Annotated in this window: 23 protein-coding genes and 2 tRNA genes; 17 read left to right on the top strand and 8 right to left on the bottom strand. The window is 42.4% G+C overall.

Annotation, left to right across the window (positions count from 1 at the left end):
- Positions 1-476: 476 nt before the first annotated feature.
- Positions 477-1,247, top strand: a complete 771-nt coding sequence (locus tag ABTQ23_RS09555; protein ID WP_408615481.1) for an ABC transporter ATP-binding protein — start codon at positions 477-479, stop codon at positions 1,245-1,247.
- Positions 1,248-1,310: 63 nt separating this feature from the next.
- On the opposite strand, the gene ABTQ23_RS09550 is transcribed toward ABTQ23_RS09555, so the two are convergent.
- The gene (locus ABTQ23_RS09550) at positions 1,311-1,925 is read right to left on the bottom strand and encodes a glutathione S-transferase family protein (protein WP_408615480.1); all 615 of its coding nucleotides are present in this window, start codon (positions 1,923-1,925) and stop codon (positions 1,311-1,313) included.
- A gap of 310 nt (positions 1,926-2,235) precedes the next feature.
- On the opposite strand from ABTQ23_RS09550, the gene ABTQ23_RS09545 reads away from it, so the two are divergent.
- The 9 genes from ABTQ23_RS09545 to ABTQ23_RS09505 all read left to right on the top strand — a co-directional run bounded on the left by ABTQ23_RS09545 (position 2,236) and on the right by ABTQ23_RS09505 (position 14,828).
- A complete protein-coding gene (locus tag ABTQ23_RS09545; protein WP_408615479.1) occupies positions 2,236-4,224 on the top strand; it encodes a methyl-accepting chemotaxis protein in 1,989 nt (662 codons plus the stop codon).
- 55 nt (positions 4,225-4,279) lie between these two features.
- Entirely contained in the window at positions 4,280-5,260 is a 981-nt protein-coding gene (locus ABTQ23_RS09540) for a zinc transporter ZntB (RefSeq protein ID WP_408615478.1), read from the top strand.
- A 471-nt stretch (positions 5,261-5,731) separates the two neighbouring features.
- The gene (locus tag ABTQ23_RS09535) at positions 5,732-7,132 is read left to right on the top strand and encodes a DASS family sodium-coupled anion symporter (protein WP_408615477.1); all 1,401 of its coding nucleotides are present in this window, start codon (positions 5,732-5,734) and stop codon (positions 7,130-7,132) included.
- Between the two features lie 34 nt (positions 7,133-7,166).
- Positions 7,167-8,123, top strand: coding sequence for a 2-hydroxyacid dehydrogenase (locus ABTQ23_RS09530; RefSeq protein WP_408615476.1), 957 nt, complete (start codon positions 7,167-7,169; stop codon positions 8,121-8,123).
- A 93-nt stretch (positions 8,124-8,216) separates the two neighbouring features.
- The gene (locus tag ABTQ23_RS09525; protein WP_408615475.1) at positions 8,217-8,696 is read left to right on the top strand and encodes a NanQ anomerase/TabA/YiaL family protein; all 480 of its coding nucleotides are present in this window, start codon (positions 8,217-8,219) and stop codon (positions 8,694-8,696) included.
- 14 nt (positions 8,697-8,710) lie between these two features.
- A complete protein-coding gene (locus ABTQ23_RS09520; RefSeq protein ID WP_408615474.1) occupies positions 8,711-9,457 on the top strand; it encodes an SDR family oxidoreductase in 747 nt (248 codons plus the stop codon).
- Between the two features lie 475 nt (positions 9,458-9,932).
- The gene (locus ABTQ23_RS09515; RefSeq protein ID WP_408615473.1) at positions 9,933-10,847 is read left to right on the top strand and encodes a hypothetical protein; all 915 of its coding nucleotides are present in this window, start codon (positions 9,933-9,935) and stop codon (positions 10,845-10,847) included.
- Entirely contained in the window at positions 10,840-12,780 is a 1,941-nt protein-coding gene (locus tag ABTQ23_RS09510; protein WP_408615472.1) for a methyl-accepting chemotaxis protein, read from the top strand. The genes ABTQ23_RS09515 and ABTQ23_RS09510 overlap by 8 nt, the downstream gene beginning before the upstream one ends.
- Before the next feature lie 677 nt (positions 12,781-13,457).
- Complete coding sequence (locus ABTQ23_RS09505; protein WP_408615471.1) at positions 13,458-14,828, top strand: ammonium transporter; 1,371 nt, start codon at positions 13,458-13,460, stop codon at positions 14,826-14,828.
- A 98-nt stretch (positions 14,829-14,926) separates the two neighbouring features.
- Here the strand turns inward: ABTQ23_RS09505 and ABTQ23_RS09500 are convergent.
- A tRNA-Arg gene (locus tag ABTQ23_RS09500) sits at positions 14,927-15,002 on the bottom strand.
- Positions 15,003-15,198: 196 nt separating this feature from the next.
- Between ABTQ23_RS09500 and ABTQ23_RS09495 the strand changes: the two genes are divergently transcribed.
- Positions 15,199-16,407: a MalY/PatB family protein gene (locus ABTQ23_RS09495; protein WP_408615470.1), complete on the top strand. Its 1,209-nt coding sequence runs from the start codon at positions 15,199-15,201 to the stop codon at positions 16,405-16,407.
- Between the two features lie 48 nt (positions 16,408-16,455).
- On the opposite strand, the gene ABTQ23_RS09490 is transcribed toward ABTQ23_RS09495, so the two are convergent.
- From ABTQ23_RS09490 to ABTQ23_RS09480, 3 genes are all read right to left on the bottom strand, one after another.
- A complete protein-coding gene (locus ABTQ23_RS09490) occupies positions 16,456-17,052 on the bottom strand; it encodes a HutD/Ves family protein (protein WP_408615469.1) in 597 nt (198 codons plus the stop codon).
- Positions 17,053-17,164: 112 nt separating this feature from the next.
- Positions 17,165-18,148 (bottom strand): glutathione S-transferase family protein, encoded by a 984-nt coding sequence (locus ABTQ23_RS09485; protein ID WP_408615468.1) that lies wholly within the window; start codon positions 18,146-18,148, stop codon positions 17,165-17,167.
- An 18-nt stretch (positions 18,149-18,166) separates the two neighbouring features.
- Positions 18,167-19,006: a pirin family protein gene (locus ABTQ23_RS09480; protein ID WP_408615467.1), complete on the bottom strand. Its 840-nt coding sequence runs from the start codon at positions 19,004-19,006 to the stop codon at positions 18,167-18,169.
- Positions 19,007-19,122: 116 nt separating this feature from the next.
- Here ABTQ23_RS09480 and ABTQ23_RS09475 point away from each other — a divergent pair, with 116 nt between their 5' ends.
- The 4 genes from ABTQ23_RS09475 to ABTQ23_RS09460 all read left to right on the top strand — a co-directional run bounded on the left by ABTQ23_RS09475 (position 19,123) and on the right by ABTQ23_RS09460 (position 21,519).
- Positions 19,123-20,040 (top strand): LysR family transcriptional regulator, encoded by a 918-nt coding sequence (locus ABTQ23_RS09475; RefSeq protein WP_408615466.1) that lies wholly within the window; start codon positions 19,123-19,125, stop codon positions 20,038-20,040.
- 200 nt (positions 20,041-20,240) lie between these two features.
- Positions 20,241-20,537 (top strand): DUF134 domain-containing protein, encoded by a 297-nt coding sequence (locus tag ABTQ23_RS09470; RefSeq protein WP_408615465.1) that lies wholly within the window; start codon positions 20,241-20,243, stop codon positions 20,535-20,537.
- A gap of 80 nt (positions 20,538-20,617) precedes the next feature.
- Positions 20,618-21,082, top strand: coding sequence for a NifB/NifX family molybdenum-iron cluster-binding protein (locus ABTQ23_RS09465; RefSeq protein ID WP_408615464.1), 465 nt, complete (start codon positions 20,618-20,620; stop codon positions 21,080-21,082).
- An 11-nt stretch (positions 21,083-21,093) separates the two neighbouring features.
- A complete protein-coding gene (locus tag ABTQ23_RS09460; protein WP_408615463.1) occupies positions 21,094-21,519 on the top strand; it encodes a PaaI family thioesterase in 426 nt (141 codons plus the stop codon).
- A gap of 34 nt (positions 21,520-21,553) precedes the next feature.
- On the opposite strand, the gene ABTQ23_RS09455 is transcribed toward ABTQ23_RS09460, so the two are convergent.
- Positions 21,554-21,637: transfer RNA gene (locus tag ABTQ23_RS09455), tRNA-Tyr, on the bottom strand.
- 183 nt (positions 21,638-21,820) lie between these two features.
- Here ABTQ23_RS09455 and ABTQ23_RS09450 point away from each other — a divergent pair.
- A complete protein-coding gene (locus ABTQ23_RS09450) occupies positions 21,821-22,360 on the top strand; it encodes a VC2046/SO_2500 family protein (RefSeq protein ID WP_408615461.1) in 540 nt (179 codons plus the stop codon).
- A 3-nt stretch (positions 22,361-22,363) separates the two neighbouring features.
- Here the strand turns inward: ABTQ23_RS09450 and purU are convergent, their stop codons facing one another.
- Entirely contained in the window at positions 22,364-23,200 is an 837-nt protein-coding gene (gene purU / locus ABTQ23_RS09445; protein WP_408615459.1) for a formyltetrahydrofolate deformylase, read from the bottom strand.
- A gap of 37 nt (positions 23,201-23,237) precedes the next feature.
- Entirely contained in the window at positions 23,238-23,702 is a 465-nt protein-coding gene (locus ABTQ23_RS09440; protein WP_408615458.1) for a YchJ family protein, read from the bottom strand.
- A 229-nt stretch (positions 23,703-23,931) separates the two neighbouring features.
- On the opposite strand from ABTQ23_RS09440, the gene ABTQ23_RS09435 reads away from it, so the two are divergent.
- A complete protein-coding gene (locus ABTQ23_RS09435; RefSeq protein WP_408615457.1) occupies positions 23,932-24,789 on the top strand; it encodes an aldo/keto reductase in 858 nt (285 codons plus the stop codon).
- The last annotated feature ends 45 nt before the right edge of the window (positions 24,790-24,834 follow it).

Here is a 24,834-nt window from a genome sequence, read left to right as displayed (position 1 = left end):
GAAATATGCTAAAACCAATATTCCGGTTTTTGCAGGATAGGATAAAAATTGACCAATAGCATCATTTCTAAGCTGGTTAATCTTAGTCCTTAACCCGCTGTTCTTAAGTATGGCTAGATTGTACAAAGGTGCTTGAGGTCACAACTTGATCATGATCAACCGTCCTCCGCTATTATGTAAACTAACTACATATATAGATAAATAATTGCGCTAAGCGATTAACAATCCAGCACATTCCGCCATATTTTTAAAATTATCATCTAGGAAGCACGTTAAATTGGTTATTATCTAGCCATCTTTTAATATCAAATGTATTTTCTCTCGATTTTTCTTTATATATAGGTGCTCTTTTTGCCCACCATTGGTTGGCTGGGTCGCATCGGCGTTTCTATTTGTATTTTTTGCCGTACAATGGTAATTTCGCAGCCGCAAAACAAGGTTGCATATATAGTCATAATCCACAGGTAGTTATTCATATGGGTGATATTCCTGCGCTGCAGGTCAAAGAGATACATAAAGTTTTTGGCAGCAACGAAGTCTTAAAAGGGATCGATTTGACAGCACATAAAGGTGATGTCATCTCAATCATCGGCTCTTCAGGGTCAGGTAAAAGTACGTTTTTGCGTTGCATTAATTTGCTCGAAGTCCCAACCAAGGGCGACATTGTGCTCCATGGCGAGGCGCTGCGATTTAAACATAATCGCCAAGGTGAACGGGTTCCGGCAGATAAAAAGCAAGTTCAGCGAATTCGTTCTAAGTTGGCGATGGTTTTTCAAAGCTTTAACTTATGGTCGCATATGACGGTGATGGACAATATTATCCAGGCGCCTGTTCATGTGTTAAATGTGCCACGCAAAGAAGCAGAAGAACGCGCCAAAGAGCTGTTAAATAAAGTTGGATTATATGAACGCAGAGATTATTACCCTGCTCATATGTCTGGTGGGCAACAGCAACGAGCGGCTATTGCTCGAGCTCTGGCGGTTGACCCGGAAGTGATGCTTTTTGATGAACCAACATCAGCGCTTGATCCAGAGCTAGTTGGTGATGTGCTCAAAGTGATGCGTGATTTGGCCGATGAAGGCCGAACTATGGCCGTTGTGACTCACGAAATGAGTTTTGCTCGCGATGTTTCATCACATGTGATGTTTTTACATCAAGGCATCGTTGAAGAGCAGGGCACTCCAGAGAAAGTTTTCGGAAACCCTGATTCAGAGCGCATGAAACAATTTTTATCGCCCAAGTATTAATGGCTAATATCAACTGGCTTTAAGAGCGTAGCGCTGTTACTAAGCCAGTTGATTTGTCTTATCTTAGCTAAGAGCCGCAAATGCAGGGCGTTGAGATATTTCTTTTTGCCAACGATGAATACTGGGCCACTGCTGATCAATTTCAATCTCCATTTTGCTTGCCATTTTTAGCATGATAAAGGTGCTAATATCGGCAACACTAAATGAGCTTCCGGCAATATACTGATGCGCAGCGAGTTGAGCTTCGATTTTTGGAAGTATCTTTCTAAATCGTAATAAAGCTTCATATCCCCAGTCTTCAATGCAGTTCTCGCGGTCTTTATAAACTTGCTTAAGATTGCGAATGGCTTGCGCTATGAGTACGATGCCTTGCAGCTCAATGATTCGTTGCCACATTTCAATTTGGGCTCGTTCTAGGTGTGATTGTCCAAATAAAGCTGGGTGTGGATGAATTTCCTCAAAGTAACGGCAGATAGCAATCGATTCACACAAGTAGTCGCCATTATCAAGTTCAAGCGTCGGAACAAGGCCGTTGACGCTTTTTTTGCAAAAGTCTTCTTTAAGGTTATCACCAGCCCTAACATCGATGATCTCTCTTGGGATATCCATCCCTTTCTCAGCTAAAAATAAGCTAACACGAAGACAGTTCGGAGTGCTCGGCGTTTCATATAGTTTCATGCTTTTTCCTCATGATTCCTTGCCTTAAAACCTGAGTCTATGCTATTGCAATAACCGCTGAAGATAAACCAATATTCTGACATAGTGCAATTTACTAGCACTTTATGTTTTTATTTAAGCTATTCAAAGCGCTGTCGATAACCTGTTTATCACCATAAAGTTGCTTGCAGATTAACCCAAAATAATGATAAATAGTCAGAGCCAGATAGCGCTAAACGGTGTTACAAGCCATAGGCACACTTCATTGCAGCATGAAATAACGATATATAAAAATGCAATTATTTAAAGGAATATAGATTAAGGGATCTTTATGAAGTTATCAGTCGTAACAAGGATGCTTATTGGATTTGCAGTACTCTTTGTATTAATTTGCTCAGTGGCTTGGATCGGCCAACGGACAGTTTCTCATATCACTAATCAGGAAAATATCGTTGTTCATCGGTTGCTACCCATGACCGAAAAAACCAACCAACTCTCGGGTATATTGCTTAGTTCATCGCGTTTAGTGGGTCTTTATACCAATTCAGATCAAGCAAAACAGCGACAACAACTTAAAGCGCGCCACGATAAACTGAAAAATCTCTACCAAAGCACGATTCAATCTTTAGTAGATAATGCCAAACCTTATCCTGTCATGCAGCAACCGCTGAGTGATATTCAACCACTTGCTGATAAAGTCTTCTCAATTGCTGAACAGCTTATGAGCTTGCATGAACAGTGGCTGGCTGATAAACAACAGGTGCAGCAGCTGCATCAAAGTTATCTTTCTGATTGGGCCTATTTCAAAGACGATGCGCAATCGGTGAATGATACTGTTGATTCATCACAGCGTTGGCTGACATTATCGTTAATGAGTTCGGGGGTTTCCATCCAACAGACGCTTAATAAAGCGTTTTATGAAAGCGATCCACAAAAAGTTAAACAAGAGCTGACCGTCATTAGTTCATATATCAAATCTTTTAATAGTAAATATAGTCAGCTTAAAACGAATGTGGGCCAGGCGAGCGATGATTTAGCACCCTATATTAAGTCATTACAAAACTTAAATTCCGATGCTGGTTTGATTGGAAAAATGAAGCAGGTTGGGACGTTAACCACGCAACAGGCAGCTTTATTTAGCCAATTAAATCAGGTGATCGACAAGTCTTTAGCAATTGTGAATCAGGCCCATCAACATTTGAGTCAAATCAGTTCCAATGTTGCCCAGCAGACCCAAAGCAATGTTGAAAGCTCGCGGTGGTTAATGGTGGCGGGCGTCATTGTTTCATTAATTTTGGCTATTTTGGTCGGCTTTAACCTTATTTCGAGTATTCGTGGCCCACTTAAAAGCACCCTTGGTCATATTCAACGTATGGTTGCCGGTGATTACAGCGAACAGTTAACGGTTAAGCGGATGGATGAATTTGGTCAAATATCCACTCAATTAAATGAGCTGACCACCCAGTTAAATCAGATTGTTCACTCCATTATTGATGATGCTAGCGAACTTGAAAAACAAGCTGAACATGGCGTTCAAGCAAGTGATCACACCCGCAAGTTGATGTCGAGTCAGTCGCAAAAAACTGAAACTGTTGCCAATAACATGCAGCTTATGGCCGAACAGGTTCGTGAAGTGTCGCAGCAGGCCGATGCCTCTGGTGAGTTAGTGGCGAAGGTGAGTGAACAGACAAGCCAAGGACGACAGGCCATTCAACAAACATTGTCGATGACCAACCAGCTTCAAGAGATGATGATGGATATGGTCGGTCATATGAGCGAATTACAAACTCGTAGTCAAGATATCGGCTCAATTGTTGATGTTATTGAGAATATCTCAGAGCAAACTAATCTTTTGGCTTTAAATGCTGCCATTGAAGCGGCGCGAGCAGGCGAACATGGCCGTGGCTTTGCGGTGGTTGCAGAGCAAGTGCGGCATTTGGCAACCCAGACACAAAGTTCAACTCAAGAGATTTTACAAGTGATTCAACAACTGCAATCTCAGTCAGAAAAAAGTGTCCAGATGATCCAAGAGGGTCAGCAGATGACGAGTGAATGTGTTGAACAGGTCAATCATAATGACCTAACGTTGCAATCGATTGCAGAGCAGCTTATTACCACGCAACAATATAGCGAGCAGATTATGGATCAGGCTCGTCAAGCGTTAGCAGTGGTCAATGAGGTCACTGAACACTCGCAGCAAATTGTGCATTTAAGCCAGCAAGCTGATAACGATGCTTCGATACAGCAAGAAGGAAGCGTGGCGTTAAAAGCTCGTTCTGAACAGCAATTAAGACGGATGGATCAATTTAAACTTGCATAATAATGAAAATTTGCCAAAGTTAATTCAATGACTTACATGCAAAAAAGCGGGTTGAATGGAAACTTCGAGTGATATTTTCATCTGTGCATTATTGTTTGATGGGCAAGGCGGCGCTCAATCACTGGATATTGAGCAGATCCAAAACTGGCAGCCCGAACAAGGGCTGCTATGGTTGCACATCGATTGCGCTAACGAAGCGGGTCGGCAATGGTTAGTCAATGAAAGTGGCATTGATGAAGTTTTAAGTACCGCTTTGTTAGATGAAGATACTCGTCCTCGTGTCACCCACTTTAGTGCTCAGCAATCATTGGTATTTTTACGTGGGGTTAATTTAGCAGAAGGCGCCGAGCCTGAAGATATGGTTTCGCTGCGGATCCTTGCCACTCGTGAACGTATTTTAACAACGCGTTGGCGTAAGTTGATGTCGGTTAGCGATATCATTAGCGCTTTAAAAAGCGGTGAAGGGCCGATTAGTACCAGTGACTTTTTGGCCCAGATCAGCGACTTGTTGTTGAGCCGTATTGATACAGTTGTTGAAGAGCTTGAAGAGCAGATGGGTGAGCTTGAAGAAACACTTATTGATGAGAATGCGCAGCGCCTAAGGGGCGATTTAATGGCATTACGGCGGCGCAGTATTAAATTGCGTCGCTATCTTGGTCCGCAGCGCGAGGCTTTAGCAAAACTTGCCACTGAAAGACGCAGCTGGATTGATGAGGATAGTCGCCCTCAATTGCAAGAATGTACCGATCGTTTAGTACGTTTTGTTGAAGAGTTGGATGCGATTCGAGAACGCGCAATTGTTGCTCAAGAAGAGCTTACCAGTCAGGTTTCAGACCAGATGAACCAGCGCATGTATGTTATGTCGCTGATCGCAGCTATTTTCCTCCCATTAAGTTTTATTACAGGTCTTTTAGGGATTAATGTCGGTGGAATTCCAGGCGGACAAAGCTCATTAGGATTTGCTGTCGTTAGTGTTTTATTGATTATTATAGCGGGACTTATTCTGACACTTTTTAAATCTAAAAAATGGTTTTAATTATTTTCATCTAGACCTATTATAATAAAATTGTCAGTAAATTGCTTTATTTGGATCATTAAATAAATTGTATTTGTTGGTTTTGAATAAAGTTAATTTTATGTAATAAAAAATAATTTTTATCGTTTTTTATTCTACATGGCTCACATATAAATATGTTTTGTGAGCTATATCAGAATATTTATAAAAACAAAAAACACAATAATTTCAATATGTTAGTATTTATTTATATGTTATAAAAATATTTCTCATGTTAATTATGTGAATTTTTAAATTATGTTGTATAACAAGTTTAAATCACGCTTAAAAAATGAATATTTGTGATCTTTGTTACATACAAATATTAAATTAACCTATTTTTGGTCATCTGCACAAAAAACACCCTTTCTATTAATGCTTCTTTCTGTATACGCCCCTATTTAATTGCCGATACCCTAACTCAAGTACCTTACAATTAGATGGAATACCATAATGAATAAGATTACGAAGCTAATTATTGTAGTCGCAATAGGGGCGATTATTTGGTTTATTCCGCAGCCTCAAGGAATATCCCCACAAGCATGGCATGTATTAGCATTATTTATCGCAACCGTTGTTGGATTCATAATGCAGCCGTATCCGTTTAGTGTGATGTCTCTGTTGGCCTTAGGAGTTGCCTCTGTGACTGGGGTAATGCCAATTGATGGCATTTTGCACGGATATCAAACTACCGTTGCTTGGTTGATTTTAATTGCATTTTTATACTCAGCCAGTTTTGTTAAAACTGGACTGGGTAGCCGAATTGCATATGTATTAATTAAGTATATGGGGGCCAGTTCGCTGCGTTTGGCTTATGTGTTGGGATTAGCTGACATTATTATTGCGCCAGCAACACCATCCAATACAGCAAGAGCCGGTGGGATTATTTATCCCATTGTGAAATCAGTGGTTGAGGGGTTTGACTGCTATCCAGATAAAAATCCACGTAAAATCGGCTCGTTTTTGATGATGTCAACGTTTTACTCAAACTCTACATCATCAGCCATGTTTATGACATCAAGTGCTTCAAATCCTCTTTTAGCATCGTTAGTTTTAACTACCGTTGGCATTCATATCGGTTGGGGTTTATGGACACTGGCGGCTTTACTTCCTGCTGTTGTTTCATACCTGTTTTTCCCATTATATCTTTATTACTTCTATCCACCTGAAACGAAAAAAACGCCACAAGCAAAAACAATGGCGGCAGAAAAGCTCAAAGAGATGGGAAAAATGAAGCCCGCTGAGCTGATTACAGCAATAATTTTTATTCTGTCTTTATTGGCTTGGAGTACTTCTTCTATCACTGGCGTGAGTCCAACCGCTATCGCAATTTTGGCTGTATCGGTGATGTTGTTAACTGGCGTTATTAATTGGAATGACTGTCTACAACAATATTCAGCATTCGATACCTTTATTTGGTTAGGCGCAATGCTTTCTCTGGCCAATGGTATGGGTAAATTAGGCCTATTCCAGTGGTTTTCACAAAACCTATCGGTCATGTTTTCTGGTATTCCTTGGCCGTGGGCATTGGTATTACTTGCTGTTTTCTACTGTTATACCCACTATCTGTTTACCGGGATGACCACCCATATTGTGGCTATGTTCGTCGCTCTGTTAACCGTTGCGGTTGGCGTTGGTGCGCCTCCTATGCTCGCTGCTTTAACCTTCATGTTTTTAGATAACCTGATGGCTGTGTTGGCTCACTATGGCAATGGTCCTGCGGTTATTTTCTTTGGTTCGGGATATATCAAGCAGACAACGTGGTGGAAACTCGGGGTGTTTGCAATGGCTATCTTCCTCATTATCTGGGTTGGCATGGGCTCCGTTTGGTGGAAAGTGCTGGGTTTGTGGTAAGCCGTATCTAACTTTTTTAGCAAGGAATTCTCAAATGAACATGAAAGATATAGAAGTCGTAATTGTTGGCAAACTAAGCGAAAGATTGATGAACAACGTTGAATCAACCTTTAATGCATATCGTCTGTGGGAGATAGCAGACAAAGAGCAGTTCTATAAAGAACATGGCGATTCAATTCAGGCGATTGTAACTAGCGGTAATCCTGTTATGGGGGCATCCAAAGAGTTGATGGATAAATTCGCTAATTTAAAAATTGTTGCCAGTAATGGTGTTGGCTATGACCCCATTGATATTAACCATGCCAAAGAGCGCGGAATCATTGTTACCAATACTCCCGGCGTTTTAAATAAGTGTGTAGCTGACATCGGGATGGCGTTGCTGTTAAGCGTTGGCCGACGCATTTGCGAAGCTGACCGTTACGTTAAAGCTGGGCGCTGGGAAAGTGAAGGGCGCTTTGCTATGGGAACCAAAATCAGCGGGAAAGTCTGTGGCATCGTTGGACTGGGAAATATCGGTTCAGAAGTTGCCAAACGTGCTAGCGCGTTTGATATGGATATTCATTTTTATGACCCAGGCAAACCTGCAAAAGCCGGATTCACTCAACATGATTCACTCATTGATCTTGCCAAAGCTTCAGACTTTTTGGTGCTTACACTGCCAGGTGGTGATAAAACGCGAGGCCTCATTAATAAAGACGTGTTCACGGCTTTAGGCGACAAAGGTTTCTTAATTAGTATTTCTCGTGGTTCAACGGTCAATGAAGACGATTTAATCGAAGCTTTAACCAATAAAGTGATTGCAGGAGCGGCAATGGATGTTTATGCCCATGAACCACATGTACCAGATGTTCTTAAAGAAATGGAAAACGTCGTAACCACACCGCACATTGCCAGTAGTACGACCGATACGTTTAATGCGATGGCTGATTTAGTTTATGACAATTTGTGTGCGTACTTTGCGGATAAACCAGTTTTGACTCAAGTTGTGTAGTTGTCGTCGAAGCTATTTTTCCTCTCTCAGGGCAACTGGCTTAAAGCTTTTAGGCCAGTGCCGATAATTCAATTCACATGCGGGTAACTTATTATGATCTTTGGTGATATTCATACAATTAGTGAAACTCAGATGAGCACACTTCATCCAATTTTTAAACGAGTCGTAAACTATTTATCTGATAAAGACCTAACTAAATTTAACTTAGACGAAGAACATTGCATTCAAGAAGGTGTCTTTTTTAGTGTTGTCGAACGCGATACCAAACCATTGGAAAACTGTCGTCTTGAAGCGCATCGAGAATACGTTGATATTCATTTTTTGATTTCAGGCCAAGAGCGTATTGGTGTTTCGTTTGATAAAGGCCAGTTTCACATTAATGAAGATATGCGACCTGCTCGCGATACGATTTTCTTCGATAGTGAATCGGTTCAAAGCGATAATCTTTTTACGCTCAATCCAGGTAACTTTTTGATTGTTTTCCCAGAAGAAGTTCACCGGGCTTTATATCAAATAGAAAGTCCTCAGAGCGTTAGAAAAACGGTTATTAAAGTGGCTACGCGCCTTTTGTAATCGGGAGAATAAACATGACTCATTCTATTGCGTTAGTCACCGGAGGCAGCAAAGGCATTGGATTCGCCGCTGCCAGTGCATTGTATAAGATAGGTTATACCGTCGTTATCGTCGCTCGAAATCAAGAGCAGTTAGCAAAAGCTGCCGAAGGCTTTGATCCTGAGCGTTTCATCGCTATGGCGGCCGATTTGACCGACCCGCAAGCAGTTGCTGAGCTTTTTAAAACAATTAAAAAGCGGTTTAATCGGTTGGATTTACTGTTTAATAACGCTGGAAATAATAGTCCTGCGGTTTCGGTTGAAGAGATTGCGTTTGAAGAGTGGAAACGAGTTTTTGATGTCAACGTGCACGCTAGCTTTTTGTGCGCGCAGCAGGCCATCAAATTAATGAAGTCCCAACAGCCAATGGGGGGGCGAATTGTCAATAATGCCTCAATTTCAGCGATGACTCCGCGGCTCTATACTGCTCCTTATACGGCCTCCAAGCATGCGATTACTGGGTTGACCAAAGCTATTTCACTGGATTGTCGAAAATTTAATATTGCTTGCGGGCAGATTAACATCGGTAATGCTGAAACATCGCTATCTAATCGAATGAAAAAAGGCGTTTTGCAGGCAGATGGAAGTATTCAATCAGAAAGTATGATGAATGTTGATGACGTAGCTGCAGCGATTACGATGATAGCGTCGCTGCCTATTTCAACCAATGTCTTTAATATGACCATTATGGCCAATGAAATGCCATTTGTTGGGCGCGGATAAACGGCTTTATTCAATTAATCAACCAGACTCTATGATGAATGAGAGTCTGGTTTTGTTGTATCTAGTCTCTTAGCGCTAAACGCTATGAGCTATTTTCATTTGAAGGCCTTAATAAGATGAAAATAGTGAAATAATCCCAATTGCAAAATGAAATATTAGAAATTCCAATTTAATGTATATAAAAGGCTTTTTAATCCCTGTTATTGGTAAATGAATGTTCTATCTTAGTGCAATGCGATAAACATCCATTTGCAGGATCATTTTTTGATGGCATCAGATTTTATCTAATCGCTTGTCATTACTAGGATGCAACACCCGATTGGTTATAAATCGCCCATTAAATTGGCCGTTTCTGTGCATGGTATAAAAATTGCGTCTTATACTTTGTTAACTACTAATGGAGGTTAACAGAACCTGATATAGCGGTGGTAAGTATTACGCCTATGTCAGATGTAAAACCAATTAGGACGGTGCCATGAGAAAATTTTTCTGGCCGATTTGGGTCACACTGTGTTTTATCGCAAGCACAGCGGTCGTACATGCAGCCATTGTGAATCAAAATAGCCTTTATCAACAAAGTGAATATATCATTGAACAAATTAAAGTGATTAGAACAACCAAAGGGTTAGATAATCCAAAGATCGAAACCCCAATTGTTTCTGGCAAGCTTGCAACATCGATTATTTTAAAAACGAATGAACTTATTACTCTGGCAGGTCTGTTACAAAGCCAGAACAATCTGCAAATTACCCATCCACAAGAACTTATTTATCAGGTTTATCGGCCGTTTCAGGTCATGCCCGCATTAACTACCTTATCGGCTCAGTTATCAAGCATTATTAAACTGACCCAGTCAGCCAAAGAGCCGACTATGCCCGAGCGGCCTTTGGGCAAAAGCGCCAACGATGTTTATAGTCAGCTTCTGGTCGCTGAATCGTTGTTTGATGGTTTAGTAAAGTTTAATGCAAGTGCACAGATATCATCAGATTTGGTGGCAATTCAGGCTGGATTAAAAGCAATAGCAGCAGCGCATCAGTTGCCATTTCAATTAAAACCAGCGGAGCAGGTCAAAGATAGGGATGCAACGGATGCAAACTTAATGGCTTATCAGTGTTTCTATCTGGTGGAGCGATTATTTCGTCAATTAGGCACCGATGCAACAACGCCGACGCGCTTTCCAGCTAGTGACTCTACTCTTAAAATGGTTGCTGACACGGTGTTAAATATTCATGCCGAGATACATCGCTCGCTTACGACATTGCAGTTAAAAGCCGCGCCAAGCTCCTCTTCAAGTGAAACACTCGATACCAATCAAATCTATATGCAGCTCACTGAGCTTCGCTCATTGCTACTAGGAATGCTTCAAGACAAAGGTGCGCAGGATGAATAAGTTAACTCTGGCACAAAAAATTGCATTAATTCCACTGTTAGTCATTTTGCTGATGGCGTTAATGGTAGGATTAAATATTTACTCATTGAGTCGTATTGCTCAGCAGGTAGAACTATTCACTCAGGTTGTTGAACCGGGGGCTAAAGTAGCCTCAGAGCTTGCTATTAATACATTGCAGCGTTTAGTTGTTCAGTCAAAATCCAGTGGTCAAAAAAACCAGCAATTAGCGGATCAATATAAAAAACTTCAACAGAGCAACGAACAGCTGCTTAAGAGTGAACATTTACAACAGTTTCCAAGTGCCTCGCAACTTGTGCAAAACAGTAAGGCATTAGATGATTTATTCATCACCAAACAACTCCCCAATCAACACAAAATCGCTCTGTTAGAGCAAAAATTGCTGAACAAATGGGAGCCTGAGGCGCTTGAGTCACTGGCTAAAATTGAAGCGACACTGGATGTGGTTAACGCGGGCCAATTACCCCAACTCGCGGTACGTTTTGCTAACCACTTACAAGGCGCATCGATTGCGCTGATGCAATATGTGAATCAACATCACCGCCGGAGCCTTGATCGCTACTACCTTGAGTTATATGGCGCTGATAATGCGTTATTTGATCTAAAAGTAGGTTTAACGCGAGAACAGCACAAACGCTGGATTAAAGAGGTGAGCGATGATTTTAACCATTATCGTAGTGATGCGAGTAAATTGTTTGCAGCTTTAAAAACAAACAATAAATTACTCAATGAGCAAGTGACGCCAACTGCCGAAAAAGTGGTGACACAGGCTCAAGAAGCGCAGCAGGCAATGTGGACCCGACTTAAAAATACCAGTGCAGCAGCGTCATCTTTATTAACTCGAGCGACAACGGTTAGCTTATCTTTAGCCATTATTATTTTAGCCGTCGCGCTTATTTTAAGTGCACTCATTATTATGCTCATCCGTCGGCCTATTCTAATAATGTTGCGTGCAATGCGCGATATCGCCGAAGGCGAGGGCGATCTGACTAAACGTTTAGCCGTGCGTGGTAAAGATGAAATTGCCCAGCTAGGGGCGGCGTTCAATGAGTTCATCATTATGTTGCAAAAGACCGTAGCGGGAATTGGTGAATATGGCCGCAAACTGGATAGTGCGGCCAATGAGCTAACTCAGTTGGCCCAAAATGCCAAGAGCCAAGTTAACGAGCAACAACGTTCAGTTCAAGATATCTCAGAACATATTGAAGGCGTTTCGATTCAAGTTCAAGAGCTCTCAGAGCATGTTCAATCAGCATCTGGTTCAGCAGATGATATTGAGCAAGCCTCAACATTGGGAAAACAACTTTCAAGTGCCACGGAAGAGTCGATGAGTGCGCTGGTGCGCCAAGTCGATTCGGTCTCAGAACAAATGCTCGCATTAGCCTCTGATAGCCAGCAAATGATTCAAGTATTGGCAGTGATTAATGAAATTGCTGAGCGTACCAATCTGTTATCGCTCAATGCGGCAATTGAAGCGGCTCGCGCCGGTGAATATGGCCGTGGTTTTGCAGTCGTTGCCGATGAAGTGCGCCAACTTGCGGTTCAGACGCAACAATCAACTGAACAAATTCAGAGCAATATTAACTCGTTAGTCGATGGGAGTGAGCAGACCCAAACGAAGATGGCTCAAGGTAAAGAGCAGGTGAATCTTAGCCAGCAACACATCGAACAGATGCGTGATAGCGTTCAGCAAACTCATCAGCTGATAACGGCAATTAGTCAGCTGCTCACCTTAATGCGGCAAATGTGTGATAAAGAGGTTTATGCGACCCAAGCTGTGGTTGAAGAGATAGCATCGATTGGACAAAGTGCTAATGTAAGTGCTCAGTGTACGGAACAAACTGCAATACAAGCCGAGCAGGTGCGAAGTTTAACGCTCGATATTCAAAATACCTTGGCTCGTTTTAAAATATAAATGGGTTGGCCAGACAATGCGTCATCTATGCCTGATTAGGGGGTTATGTGATATATGCGATCATTGTCTGGCATTTTAGCATCATAATTGATCGTTCTTCATTGCCTCATGATGAGTCAGTCGCGATTGTTCTGCTTATTCTCCTCTTCTGTGTCATTGTCTGCTTGCTGCGATTGGCGCGTTCAAAATATGTACTAATTAATGATTATTCAGTTAGTTGGGAAAAGACGCACGGATAGATGTTGGTTTTAGTTGCATGAAATTTATCAGCAACAACGCATAAACCAAGCGCTGAAGGCGTTTATGTGTGAATAAAAACCGCCCCAAATTAATGCATATTCAAACAAAACAGATCCATCGTGGTGCGTGGTTTTTTTGAATTTGCAACCATGCTGTAAGTGATTCCCAGTTAGCCCCCTTGAATTAGGCGTAATTGATTGATTTATATGTCTAAATGATATTTATAAAAATTGTTGGAATGGTCTATGCAATCGTTAATAAACAAAGTGATACAGATAACTTTATGTACGCTTGATTTAGGACGCTTCAGTGCATCTTGTGTGACCAGAGATGTATTAAAACTCAATGTTTTAAACCTTAAAAATAAACAATGAGTGTAATTAGTACCCTTATTTTTTGGCGTTAGGGATTTTTGGGTTAACAAAGGAGATTGAACCATGAAGAGATTGTCTTCAGCGCTAATGATTGGCTTGTTGGCAGGTGCCCCTGCTATCGCATTCGCTGATACCCCCGTCACGGCTACTGCTGTACAAAATCATTTGAACTTTGTGTGGACGTTGGTCGCTGCCTTTTTGGTTTTCATCATGCAAGCAGGTTTTGCACTGGTGGAAATAGGCATGTGCCGAGCAAAAAATGCTGCCAACATTTTAATGAAAAACGTGATGGACTTTTGTATCGGTTCTCTAGCGTTTTGGGCAATTGGTTTTGGGTTGATGTTTGGTGTTTCTAACGGAGTTTTCGGAACAACCGACTTCTTCTTTAGTGGCGCAAGTGGTGATGGTGAAGCTTGGAACTATGCATTCTGGATGTTCCAGGTTGTGTTCTGTGCAACTGCGGCAACGATTATTTCTGGTGCTGTTGCTGAACGAACTAAATTTAGCGCTTACTTAATTTATTCTGTTGCTGTTTCAGCTGTGATTTATCCTGTTTTCGGTAGCTGGGCTTGGGGTAGTCTCTACCACGGCGGTGGCTGGCTTGAAAACTTAGGCTTTATCGATTTTGCAGGTTCAAGTGTGGTTCACTCTATGGGCGGTTGGTTAGCTCTGGCGGGTGCAATTGTGGTTGGTCCTCGTCTTGGTAAATTTGATAAAAACGGTAAAGCTAAAGCAATCCCTGGTCATAATATTCCGCTAGCTGGTTTAGGCGTATTTTTACTGTGGTTTGGTTGGTATGGATTCAACCCAGGTTCAACAACAACGGGTGATACATCTATCGCTGAGATTGCTGTTACAACAACTTTGGCTGCGGCTGCTGCATCGATTGCATCAATGGCTTATACCTGGATGCGTTACGGTAAGAGTGATGTCGGTATGACTCTTAACGGTGCTTTGGCAGGTCTTGTTGCCATTACTGCAGGGTGTGCCAACGTTACGCCTCTGTCTGCGGTTATCATTGGTCTGATTGCAGGTGTCTTGGTGGTTGTATCTGTACTGTTCTTTGATCGCATTAAAGTGGACGATCCTGTTGGTGCGGTTTCTGTGCACGGTGTTTGTGGTGCATGGGGGACTCTGGCTGCAGGTATCTTCGATAAAGGCGGTTTCTCATGGAGCGTCGTTGGTGTTCAGGCAGTTGGTGTCATCGCTTGCTTCTTATGGGCATTCATCGTCGGTCTGATTGTCTTTAAAGTTATCGATGTTGTTATCGGCATGCGTGTGACTAAAGAAGAAGAAATGGCTGGTCTTGATTACTCAGAACATGGTGCGAATTCATATCCTGACTTCCACGTTGTTAACATGTCTTCAGGTACTCATACTAGCGGTTCACAAGGTACTTCTCAGTCTGTATCAGGTAAACATGCTGATGCGTAATCTTCATTGCTAAAGGTCGATAGTTGGCCTTTTGATAAAATGCCCGAACAGTGTTTCGGGTATTTTTTTATCAAAATTAAATATGAGAGATAAAAAGATGGCGTCCCCTGCGAGATTTGAACTCACGTCTAAGACTTAGGAGGTCCTTGTTCTATCCAACTGAACTAAGGGGACACTGATAAAGCAAGGCCCAGAGTATACGAATTTATCCGCACAGAGTGAACCCCCAAGGTTCATAACAGCTTAAGAATTAGGCTGATCTGAGGGAAATTTATAAAGATTAGAAACTTATGAGTTTAAATCTAAGTGAGTTATCGCTAATCGCGTTATTCTGGAGTGACGGATAAACAGATACAACGATCGAGGGATTATGCAATACAACTTTGATGAAATCATTGACCGAGAAAATACCAATAGTGTGAGTGTTGATGGTTGGCGAGCTCGAATATTTAAAAAACGCCAGAGCGAACATTTTGCTTTTGATGATATAGGTTATATTCGCATGTGGGTTGCGGATATGGATTTTGCCACACCAGAAGTTGTGCTTGATGCAATTAGAGCGCGTATAGATAAGAAGATCTTAGGTTACACTCAAGTCTATGATCCAAATTATTATGCTGTGCTTAAAAGTTGGTTCCAGCGTCGTTATGGGGTTGAGATTGATACTTCGAAAATGGTTTTTTCTCCAGGGGTTGTTCCTGCGCTTAAACAGTTAGTCCCGCTCATTACTAAAGATGATGAGTCGATTCTTATCAGTACGCCTTCGTATACGCCATTTAAGGTGGCTGGTGATTACAACAAACGGCGCGTTCTATATTCTGCTTTGCTTAATAACGATGGCCATTATGAAATGGACTTTGCGGATCTCGAGGCAAAAATAGCCGCGCCACAAAATAATATTTCGCTATTTATTTTATGTAATCCGCATAACCCAACCGGTCGAGTGTGGTCTGAAGAGGAGCTGACTCGACTCGCCAAGATTTGTGTTCAGCACGATATTTGGATTATTGCTGATGAAATCCATTGTGATTTGTTGCGAAGTGGGATGCAGCATCACTCGATGGCTAATATTTTGCCGGATTACCAAAAGCTGATTATCTGCACCGCGCCGAGTAAAACTTTTAACCTAGCCGGTAATTTGGTGTCACATATTTTCATTCGTGACTCGCTCGTCCTTGCGCGCTGGAAAAATCGTTATGCCGATATGCACTCACCATTGAGTGTCGCAGCTGCAAAAGCTGCCTATGAAAAAGCCGAAGATTGGCTAGAAGGGTTGAAAAAATACTTAGATGGCAATTTGGACCTCATGGCTGAGTTCATTCTATCTAAATTACCATTAGCGAAGTTTACTAAACCTGAGGCAACGTATTTGGCTTGGGTTGATTTAAACGGCTATCGCGAGCGGTTGGCTAAAGATGAAAGCTGGGCATTTTTCTTTGCTAAAAATGCAGGTGTGGTATTAGAAGATGGGCCGATGTTTGTGGACAACGGTGAGGGCTTTATTCGCCTTAATATTGCCTGTCCTCGTTCACTGCTTGCCAAGGCGCTTGAGCGTATGGCAAAAGCGTTGAATGATTAGAAGGTACTTTTGTCGGCCAGTTGTTCATGGCTGACCGACTTTTAATTGCTATTTAGAAGGCGTAATCGCGATAATGCCACAGATGCATGGCTGGCTTGGTTGAAGCGCCGTTATTTGAATATTGCTCTTTTCGGCGGGGATAAGTTTTACCAGATCCCAACATTCTAATTGAGTATTTAGTTCATCATTTTGGACTTGGATTGGCGCATTGGCAGCGATGATGAAATAAAGTGTTCCCTCATCCAGTGCCATATCAAGATGTTCACCCTCTAGCCAGCTGACAGTCACAGCATATCGCGGGTCATAAATAACATTAAAGTCACGCAGTGCACTGCCGTGCAGCGTGCAATAGGTATCTGCTTTACCAGTAAATGCGAAAGCTTCAAACGCCTTAAGCTCAGGGCTGTCATTACCATCGACATTAAGCGTCATGCTATCGCCACTTAAAATCGAAATATTGCGTAGGTAATTGTCAAAGCGTGAGAAGGGGCCACTTTTGTTGACTTCTGCAATGGATAAGCGCCATAGAAATTCGTCGTGGTTATCCGGTTGCGTTAATTTGTCGATTTCGTAGGTATAGCCTTGGCCATTTTTCCATGGCACTTTTAAAAAATCAGTTTGGCGGATGATGGTATGTTTGAGCATGATTTTTGATAGTTATAATTGAGTACCATTACCCTATCATCTATTGGTTAGAACGCAACGCCCTGATTTTAAGAAAAAGCCACCGTTATTGAACGATGGCTTTATGCGTTATTTAAGCACTTATTTGCTGGCGATTATGAGGGGCATTTAAGTCGATTTTGGGGCCAACCGGAACAATTCGTGTTGGGTTAATCATATCGTGGCTTTGATAGTAATGGCCTTTAATATGGTTAAAGTGAATCGTTTGGGCGATGCCATCCATTTGATAGAGCTCTTTTAAGTATCCAAATAGATTTGGGTAATCACTAATCCGGCGAATATTACATTTAAAATGACCATAGTAAACCGCATCGAAGCGAATCAGTGTGGTAAACAAACGCCAGTCAGCTTCGGTTAGTGTGTCGCCAAGCAGATAGCGATTCGTTGCTAACCTTGTCTCAAGTTGGTCAAGCGTTTTAAATAACGGATACACCGAATCCTCATAAGCTTGCTGAGTGGTCGCAAAGCCTGCTTTATAAACGCCATTGTTGACTGTGTCATAAATCAGTGTGTTGAGCGCGTCAATGTCAGCGCGAAGTGCTGTTGGATAATAATCACCCGCTTTAGCACCGACTTCATCAAACGCACTATTAAACATGCGAATAATATCGGCTGATTCATTAGACACAATGGTTTGGCGCTCGGTATCCCAAAGTACTGGGACTGTCACACGGCCACTGTAATTTGGGTCAGCTTTTAAATAAAGCTGATAGAGGTAATCAAGCGCATACAGCTTATCGCCTGTAACATCTGGCCCTGGTGCAAATGTCCAGCCATTTTCGGCCATAAACCAGTTGACGACCGATACATCAATCAGTTCATTAAGGCCTTTGAGCTGGCGAAAAATCATCGTCCGATTCGCCCAAGGACAAGCATGTGAAATATAGAGATGGTAGCGACCTGGTTGGGCTTTAAATCCGCCCACACCACTAGGTCCGGCACTACCATCGGTTGTGACCCAGTTTCTAAATTGTGCTTCGCTACGTTTAAAGTGGCCTTGGTTTTCTGCTGTGTTGTACCATTGATCATGCCATTGACCATTGATTAAACGTCCCATAGAGCCTCCTTAATTGGCTTAAAAGCGGTTAGCGCGAAAATCTTCAAACGCCTGATAAACTTCTTCACGAGTATTCATCACAAAAGGGCCGCCCCATGCGATGGGCTCACGAATCGGTTTACCTGTGATAACCAGTAATCTCGAATCGGTTTTAGCTTCAAGTGTTAACTGCTCGCCCTCACTTAACACACCTAAATGATAGGCTTTAACTTGATAGTCACTCCCCACAACCGTTACATCACCGCTAACTGTGTAGATAAATCCTGCGTGATCGCTTGGGATGGGCAGAGCTAGAGTGTTTCCGGCAACCATTGAAATATCAAAATAACTGGCCTGAGTCTGCGCTGTTTGAATCGGCCCTTTGGTTCCTTTGGCACTTTTCCCGGCAATCACTCGAATAATGTTGCCATTTTCATCGATGTCACGAGGAATTTCATCACTGCTGTGTTCTTGATAATGTGGCTGGCACATTTTATCTTTAGCAGGCAAGTTGACCCACAGCTGAAATCCTTTGAGCAATCCTTCTTTTTGCTCAGGCATTTCTGAGTGAACAACGCCTCGTCCTGCGGTCATCCATTGAACGCCACCTTCTTCAATAACGCCTTCATGGCCTTGGCTGTCTTTGTGGCGCATTCGGCCATTCATGATGTAAGTGACCGTTTCAAAACCGCGATGCGGATGACTTGGAAAACCTGCCAGATAATCGTCCGGTTTATCAGATTCAAAGCAATCTAGCATTAAAAACGGGTCGAGATGATCAAGTTGAGCCGTTCCAATCATGCGTGTTAATTTTACGCCGGCACCATCACTGGTTGGTTGGCCGGGAACCACTTTGGTAATTGTACGTTCTTGACTCATGGTCTTCCTCAAATTCTGTTTTGATTTACCAAGAGCTTAACTATAATCTTTTTTAAGATAAATAAGCTTTTTAGCAAATCATTGTTGCTAAATTAAGAACAATAAACGAGGTCTAAATGGGCCAGATTGAACAGATGAAAATTTTTGTACGAGTTGTTGAAGCCGGTTCGATTAGCGAAGCGGCAAGACAGCTTAATATGGCCAAATCAATGGTGAGTCGGCAGTTATCTGAATTAGAAAAGAATTTAGCAATTGTACTTGCCAAACGAACAACCCGGCGAATTACGCTCACCGATGTTGGGCGACACTATTATCAGCAAAGCTTAGGGATTATCGATGAAGTAGAACGGCTCAATCAGCAAACTCGCCAAGATGGCTCTCAGGTAGCGGGCCCTTTACATGTCGCAGCACCGGTTAGTTTTGGAACGTTACACCTGTCGGCTGCGGTGAGTGAATTTGCAAAGAAATATCCCAATATTCAGTTGCATTTGAGCTTGTCTGATAGCCAGCATCATCTGGTTGAAGAGGGCATTGATGTTGCTCTTCGTATCGCTCGATTAAAAGACTCAAGCCTTAAAGCGCGTTATCTCACACCGATTCGTTTTATGCTGGTGGCAAGCCCTGAGTATCTTAGTCAGCATGGGCCGATTAACTCACCCCATGATTTAGCAAGGCAGAATATTCTCCATTACAGTTTCCAGCAAAGCACGCGCTGGCAACTGTATCAAGAAGAGCAATGTGAAACGGTTGACTACCAGGCAATGTTTAGCGCTGATAATGGCGAAATTTTGCGAGACTTAGCGATTGCTGGGCGAGGCATTGCGATGTTGCCAACTTTTATCTGTTGGCAGGCGGTTGTCACAGGTCAGCTGGTCAATATTTTAAGCGATTATCAACCAGCGAGCCTTGATGCTTGGTTGGTCTATCCGAATATGCGCTACCAATCACGTCGGGCTCGTGTCTTTATGGATTTTTTGCTAGAGCGATTTTCTAATAATCCATATTGGGATCAGGCGCTCAGTCATTCTAGTTAGATGGTTATAGATGTGAGTTGCCTTTAAACGTAGCAGAGCGTTAAACCACTTAAAGGTGATTCCAATTAGATACAGATTATTTGTTCATTGAATTGCCATGAAACTGACACATCTTTTGGGCAAGCTGATAAGAGCTGCTGTCTGGGTGCTGGTAAATGGTTATACTGGGGCAAAAGAAGCGTTTAACCAGATGAGGCAGTATGGGCAGAACTAAGATCCCACGAAAAATATGCGGACGAGCAGCCAATAGCTGCTTTAAACCCAATGGTGTCCCGATGGCTCAGTTGGCAAGGCAAATTTTAGAAGCTGATGAGTTTGAAGCAATGCGCTTGGTCGATTGGCAGGGCCTTCAACAACAAGAGGCCGCAAGTGAGATGAATATTTCGCGGCAAACGTTGGCTAATCTTGTGAAGTCAGCTCGCTTTAAAGTCACCGATTGCTTGCTAAATGGTAAAGCCTTGATGATTGATCCGCATCATAAAGATCCAATTTTGTAGTTTTGATGGAACTGTTTTATTTGGCATATGCCAAATAAATGCTTAATATTTAGCATATGCTAACTATTAAGGAGCAAAAGATGAAAATTGCATTTCCGTTTCAAAAAGACATGGTTGCGAACCACTTTTGTAAAGCAGGCGATTTTTGTTGTTGGGATCTTGATGACAGTCAAAACCATATCGCATTTACTAACCCATCGACCAACGATGATTGTGCAGGGCATCAGCTCATTGTTGAAAGGCTTGTCGATTTTGGGGTTTCAACCGTTTTAGTTCGGCAAATTGGCCAGCGTATGCTTTCTCGTTTGTTGGATAAATCCATTTCTGTCTGGCAATTAAAAGGGCCGTTGGCAGCTCAAGACTTGGCTCAGTATCAGCAACATTGGGAGCAAGTCGCCACCGCTTTGACAGAAGTTAGTCAAGGCAGAGAGTCTGTAAAATTTGCGCAAAAGCATTCATGTTCCGATGGCTGCGGAGCCAAGCAAACATGTGCTGAGCATGAACATCACCATGGCTGCGGACATTGCCACTGTTCTCACCATTAAGGAACGTCGGTGTGCAGGTTATAAAATCTCATCAACATTGCATCGCTTGCTCTGAGCGTCATTTAATTCCATCCTTGGCGCTCAATTTCGATTGGCTTGATAAAGATTGTATTCATAGCCGTTTCTTTGTTGAATCTGAGTATCAAGGATATGAAGGAATTCTCCATGGCGGTGTTGCCAGCACATTGCTTGATGCAGTGATGACTCATCACCTATTAGAGCGCAATATCATGGCAGTGACGGGCTCTCTTAAGCTACGTTTTCATCAAAGTGTTTTGGTAAATCAATGGGTTGAATTATTTGCCAGCGAGGTGAGTTTTCGCCATGGAGTACACCAAATGCGCTCGACGTTACAGCTGGCTAACCAGAAAATCGCGATTGAAGCTACTGCGCATTTTATGCCAATGCATGAGTCTTGTTGCGAGTTACAAGAATAGAACATAAGAAGGAATTGATAACAAGAAGGAGAAATGGTGGAGGGGGACGGATTCGAACCATCGAAGCTTTCGCGGCAGATTTACAGTCTGCTCCCTTTGGCCGCTCGGGAACCCCTCCACGAGTGCAGGCGCATATTATCCGGGTGGGCAGACTTTGTAAATGCTCTCATCTAAAAAATTACTGATTTTGTGTTTGTTTGCATAAAATATACGCACTTGCCATGGTTTTTAGTCAAGTGAGCTGAAGTTTTCAATACGTTAGCCGCTAACAACAACAGACTCTAATTTGTTGTGAGGCGCTATGCTTGCCAATTCTATTCGTCAGTCAGTTTATTGCGACGAACTGCAACTGGGTAGTTGCTTAAATCATTGTATTGAATCTGGACATCAGGCAACCTTTAGTTTGTGGCTGAGCCTTTTGAGCCCAGATGTTTGTGATCAGCCACAGTTTGATTTTGTGAGCGAGTCCCCAGCAAAAACGCAGATTAATTGGCGCTCTTATTTTCAACTTGATAGCGGCCAACCACTATATGCGAGTGAAGATGATTGGTCATCGGAGATTAAGCGCAAAGATTATGTTCAAGATGGCTCGCTTGCTGCGCTTCATTTAGACAAAGCGCTAAAACAGCCTCCATTTTGCTTTGAGAAACCCCATCTAGATCTTGATGTAATAAACAACTTGTCGTTGTTAGCGCAGCTTAAATATCGTCAGAGTTATCAAAGTGACCAGGATGGGGAGGAGCAAGATGAGCCAGAACAGATAAAACCCGCAGCGATGGTCAATGTCTTAGAAGGTTTTGATTACTCTAAACCACTGACGCTCGCTACGGCATCATCTTAACTATTAACGAAAGACTACGGTGCGATTGCCCGTAACGAATACGCGTTCTTCAGTCACAAATCGAAGGGCGCGACTCAGTACATATTTTTCAACATCGCGCCCAGCACTGGCCATCCGTTCGGCGCTGTAGGTATGGTCGGTATGGATCACATCCTGTTCGATAATTGGCCCTTCATCTAAGTTGTTGGTGACAAAGTGCGCGGTTGCACCAATCATTTTTACTCCTCGATCAAAGGCTTGTTGATAAGGGCGCGCACCAATAAATGCCGGTAAAAAAGAATGGTGAATATTGATGATTCGGTGCGGGTAAGCGGCGACTAGCTCTGGTGTTAAGATCCGCATGTATTTTGCCAGCACTACATAATCCGGTTCATATTGAGCAATCTGTTCTTGAATGAGTTTTTCGTGTTCACTGCGAGAGAGCCCTTCATGGCTAATAAGATGAAAGGGAATTGAAAATTTTTCAGTTAGATTTTGCAATACATCGTAGTTGCCAATAACCGCAGCAATTTCAACATTCAAATCACCATAGGCCGACTTCATTAAAATATCACCTAGGCAATGCGCTTCTTTGGTTACGAGGATTACGATGCGTTTACGACCGTTATCAACCAAACGATACTGTCCACCAGAGGGCAGGTGAGTTGTTAGCTCGTTTTCAAAAGCAATCTCGTCAAACTCTCCGGCAAGTTCGGTGCGCATGAAAAACCGGTTGTGGCCATCATCGACAAATTCATTGTTTTTGATAATGTTCAGATGATGTTGGGAGCAAAGACCGGTAATGCGCGCGATCAGTCCTTTTTCATCCGGGCAGTCAGTTAACAGAATTTTATGTTGCATAGTGCTCTCGGTTATAAATTGTTTTAGTGTGTACTCATTAGCTTGTCTTGCGGTTGAGACAACATTGCTTGAACTTCTTGCCACTTTTACAAGGACACAAATCATTACGGCCAATGGCTTTTGGATTCATCTGTCCTGTTGTATAAAACCAGCGCTGATCTTGTTTGATAAATTCAGAGCGTTCATGCATGCATAAACGAGTATCCATGTCCTGATACCAAGCTTTAAATTCAACAACTCCAAATTGCTCATCTGGAGAAATCGCTTGGAAAATTATCTTTAGCTTTATCCATTGCACATCTTGCTGACTTAACTGCTCAATCGTCAATCCTTGGCGATAGTCAGGATGATGTGTTTGGTAAAGGTACTCTCCTAATCCCAGTACGAAAGCGCTATAACGTGAGCGCATCAGAGCCGCTGGCGTCGGTGCAATTTCACCTTGATGATAGCGTTGACAGCATTGCTCATAAGGCAGAGTGCTGTGACAGTAACAGGTTTGCATAGTTTCCACTGGGCTAGTACTTAAGGGGAGTTAATGTAGCGTTTTGAGCTATAAATTCAACTATGATTATAACTGACATTACTTATTTTTATGAAAACAAAGAGATAGAGATCGCATCTATTGGTCAAAAAATTGTCAATTTAATACCAGAAGGTTACCATGAATCATACTTATTGCGTCTGTTTTAGTGGTTCTTCGTTAAAACGGACTCCATAAATAGGAGGTTATTGTGTCTATATCACGAACCATCCAATTACCAGATGGAACCGAAATTCCCGCCTTAGGTCAGGGAACTTGGTGGATGGGTGACGAAGCTCATTTACGTCATCAAGAAATTGAAGCACTACGTCGAGGGGTTGAGCTTGGCTTAACTGTCATTGATACAGCAGAGATGTATGGGGATGGTAATTCTGAGCAGCTCGTTGGTGAGGCGATTGCTGATTGCCGGGAATCGGTATTTTTGGTTTCTAAATTCTTGCCCAATCATGCATCGGGAGCAGAATTACAGCAAAGTTTAGAGCAGTCATTACAGAGGCTACAAACTGATTATCTTGACCTCTATCTATTACACTGGCGTGGCAATATTCCATTGCAGCAAACAGTTCTGGACCTTGAACAATTGCGCTCTGATGGCGTAATTAAACGTTGGGGAGTCTCTAACTTTGATGTTTGTGATATGAAAGAGTTGTTAGCTTGCGATGGTGGTGATAACTGTCAGGCTAATCAGGTTTTGTATCACCTAGGCTCGCGCGGGATAGAGTTTGATCTCAAGCCATTTTTAGTCGCCAATCAGATTCCTTTAATGGCGTATTCACCATTGGCTCAGGCCGGACGCCTTAGAGAGGAAGTGCTGGCAAGCGATACATTACGCCAGGTGGCAGATGTGCATGATGCCGACCCATTTCAGATTATGTTAGCGTGGAGTATTCGCGATCACAATACGTTAGCTATTCCGAAATCAGGAAATGTGGTTCATGTTGAACGTAACGCGAAAGCAGGTTCAATTGAGCTTAGTGAAAGTCAGCTACAGATGCTGGATCAAGCATTTATTCCCCCTAATCATAAAATGCCACTTGATATAATCTAGTTGGAATTTATTAATCATAGAGTAATAATCAAGACATTGGGGATG

Origin of the sequence: Celerinatantimonas sediminis (assembly GCF_046054195.1) — a bacterium.
Taxonomy (GTDB): domain Bacteria; phylum Pseudomonadota; class Gammaproteobacteria; order Enterobacterales; family Celerinatantimonadaceae; genus Celerinatantimonas.
This window is presented reverse-complemented; position numbering and strand designations above follow the sequence as displayed.

Coding starts and splice junctions, on each gene's coding strand:
- ABTQ23_RS09555 (WP_408615481.1), top strand. CDS start 477: ATGGGTGATATTCCTGCGCTGCAGGTCAAAGAGATACATAAAGTTTTT.
- ABTQ23_RS09550 (WP_408615480.1), bottom strand. CDS start 1,925: ATGAAACTATATGAAACGCCGAGCACTCCGAACTGTCTTCGTGTTAGC.
- ABTQ23_RS09545 (WP_408615479.1), top strand. CDS start 2,236: ATGAAGTTATCAGTCGTAACAAGGATGCTTATTGGATTTGCAGTACTC.
- ABTQ23_RS09540 (WP_408615478.1), top strand. CDS start 4,280: ATGGAAACTTCGAGTGATATTTTCATCTGTGCATTATTGTTTGATGGG.
- ABTQ23_RS09535 (WP_408615477.1), top strand. CDS start 5,732: ATGAATAAGATTACGAAGCTAATTATTGTAGTCGCAATAGGGGCGATT.
- ABTQ23_RS09530 (WP_408615476.1), top strand. CDS start 7,167: ATGAACATGAAAGATATAGAAGTCGTAATTGTTGGCAAACTAAGCGAA.
- ABTQ23_RS09525 (WP_408615475.1), top strand. CDS start 8,217: ATGATCTTTGGTGATATTCATACAATTAGTGAAACTCAGATGAGCACA.
- ABTQ23_RS09520 (WP_408615474.1), top strand. CDS start 8,711: ATGACTCATTCTATTGCGTTAGTCACCGGAGGCAGCAAAGGCATTGGA.
- ABTQ23_RS09515 (WP_408615473.1), top strand. CDS start 9,933: ATGAGAAAATTTTTCTGGCCGATTTGGGTCACACTGTGTTTTATCGCA.
- ABTQ23_RS09510 (WP_408615472.1), top strand. CDS start 10,840: ATGAATAAGTTAACTCTGGCACAAAAAATTGCATTAATTCCACTGTTA.
- ABTQ23_RS09505 (WP_408615471.1), top strand. CDS start 13,458: ATGAAGAGATTGTCTTCAGCGCTAATGATTGGCTTGTTGGCAGGTGCC.
- ABTQ23_RS09495 (WP_408615470.1), top strand. CDS start 15,199: ATGCAATACAACTTTGATGAAATCATTGACCGAGAAAATACCAATAGT.
- ABTQ23_RS09490 (WP_408615469.1), bottom strand. CDS start 17,052: ATGCTCAAACATACCATCATCCGCCAAACTGATTTTTTAAAAGTGCCA.
- ABTQ23_RS09485 (WP_408615468.1), bottom strand. CDS start 18,148: ATGGGACGTTTAATCAATGGTCAATGGCATGATCAATGGTACAACACA.
- ABTQ23_RS09480 (WP_408615467.1), bottom strand. CDS start 19,006: ATGAGTCAAGAACGTACAATTACCAAAGTGGTTCCCGGCCAACCAACC.
- ABTQ23_RS09475 (WP_408615466.1), top strand. CDS start 19,123: ATGGGCCAGATTGAACAGATGAAAATTTTTGTACGAGTTGTTGAAGCC.
- ABTQ23_RS09470 (WP_408615465.1), top strand. CDS start 20,241: ATGGGCAGAACTAAGATCCCACGAAAAATATGCGGACGAGCAGCCAAT.
- ABTQ23_RS09465 (WP_408615464.1), top strand. CDS start 20,618: ATGAAAATTGCATTTCCGTTTCAAAAAGACATGGTTGCGAACCACTTT.
- ABTQ23_RS09450 (WP_408615461.1), top strand. CDS start 21,821: ATGCTTGCCAATTCTATTCGTCAGTCAGTTTATTGCGACGAACTGCAA.
- purU (WP_408615459.1), bottom strand. CDS start 23,200: ATGCAACATAAAATTCTGTTAACTGACTGCCCGGATGAAAAAGGACTG.
- ABTQ23_RS09440 (WP_408615458.1), bottom strand. CDS start 23,702: ATGCAAACCTGTTACTGTCACAGCACTCTGCCTTATGAGCAATGCTGT.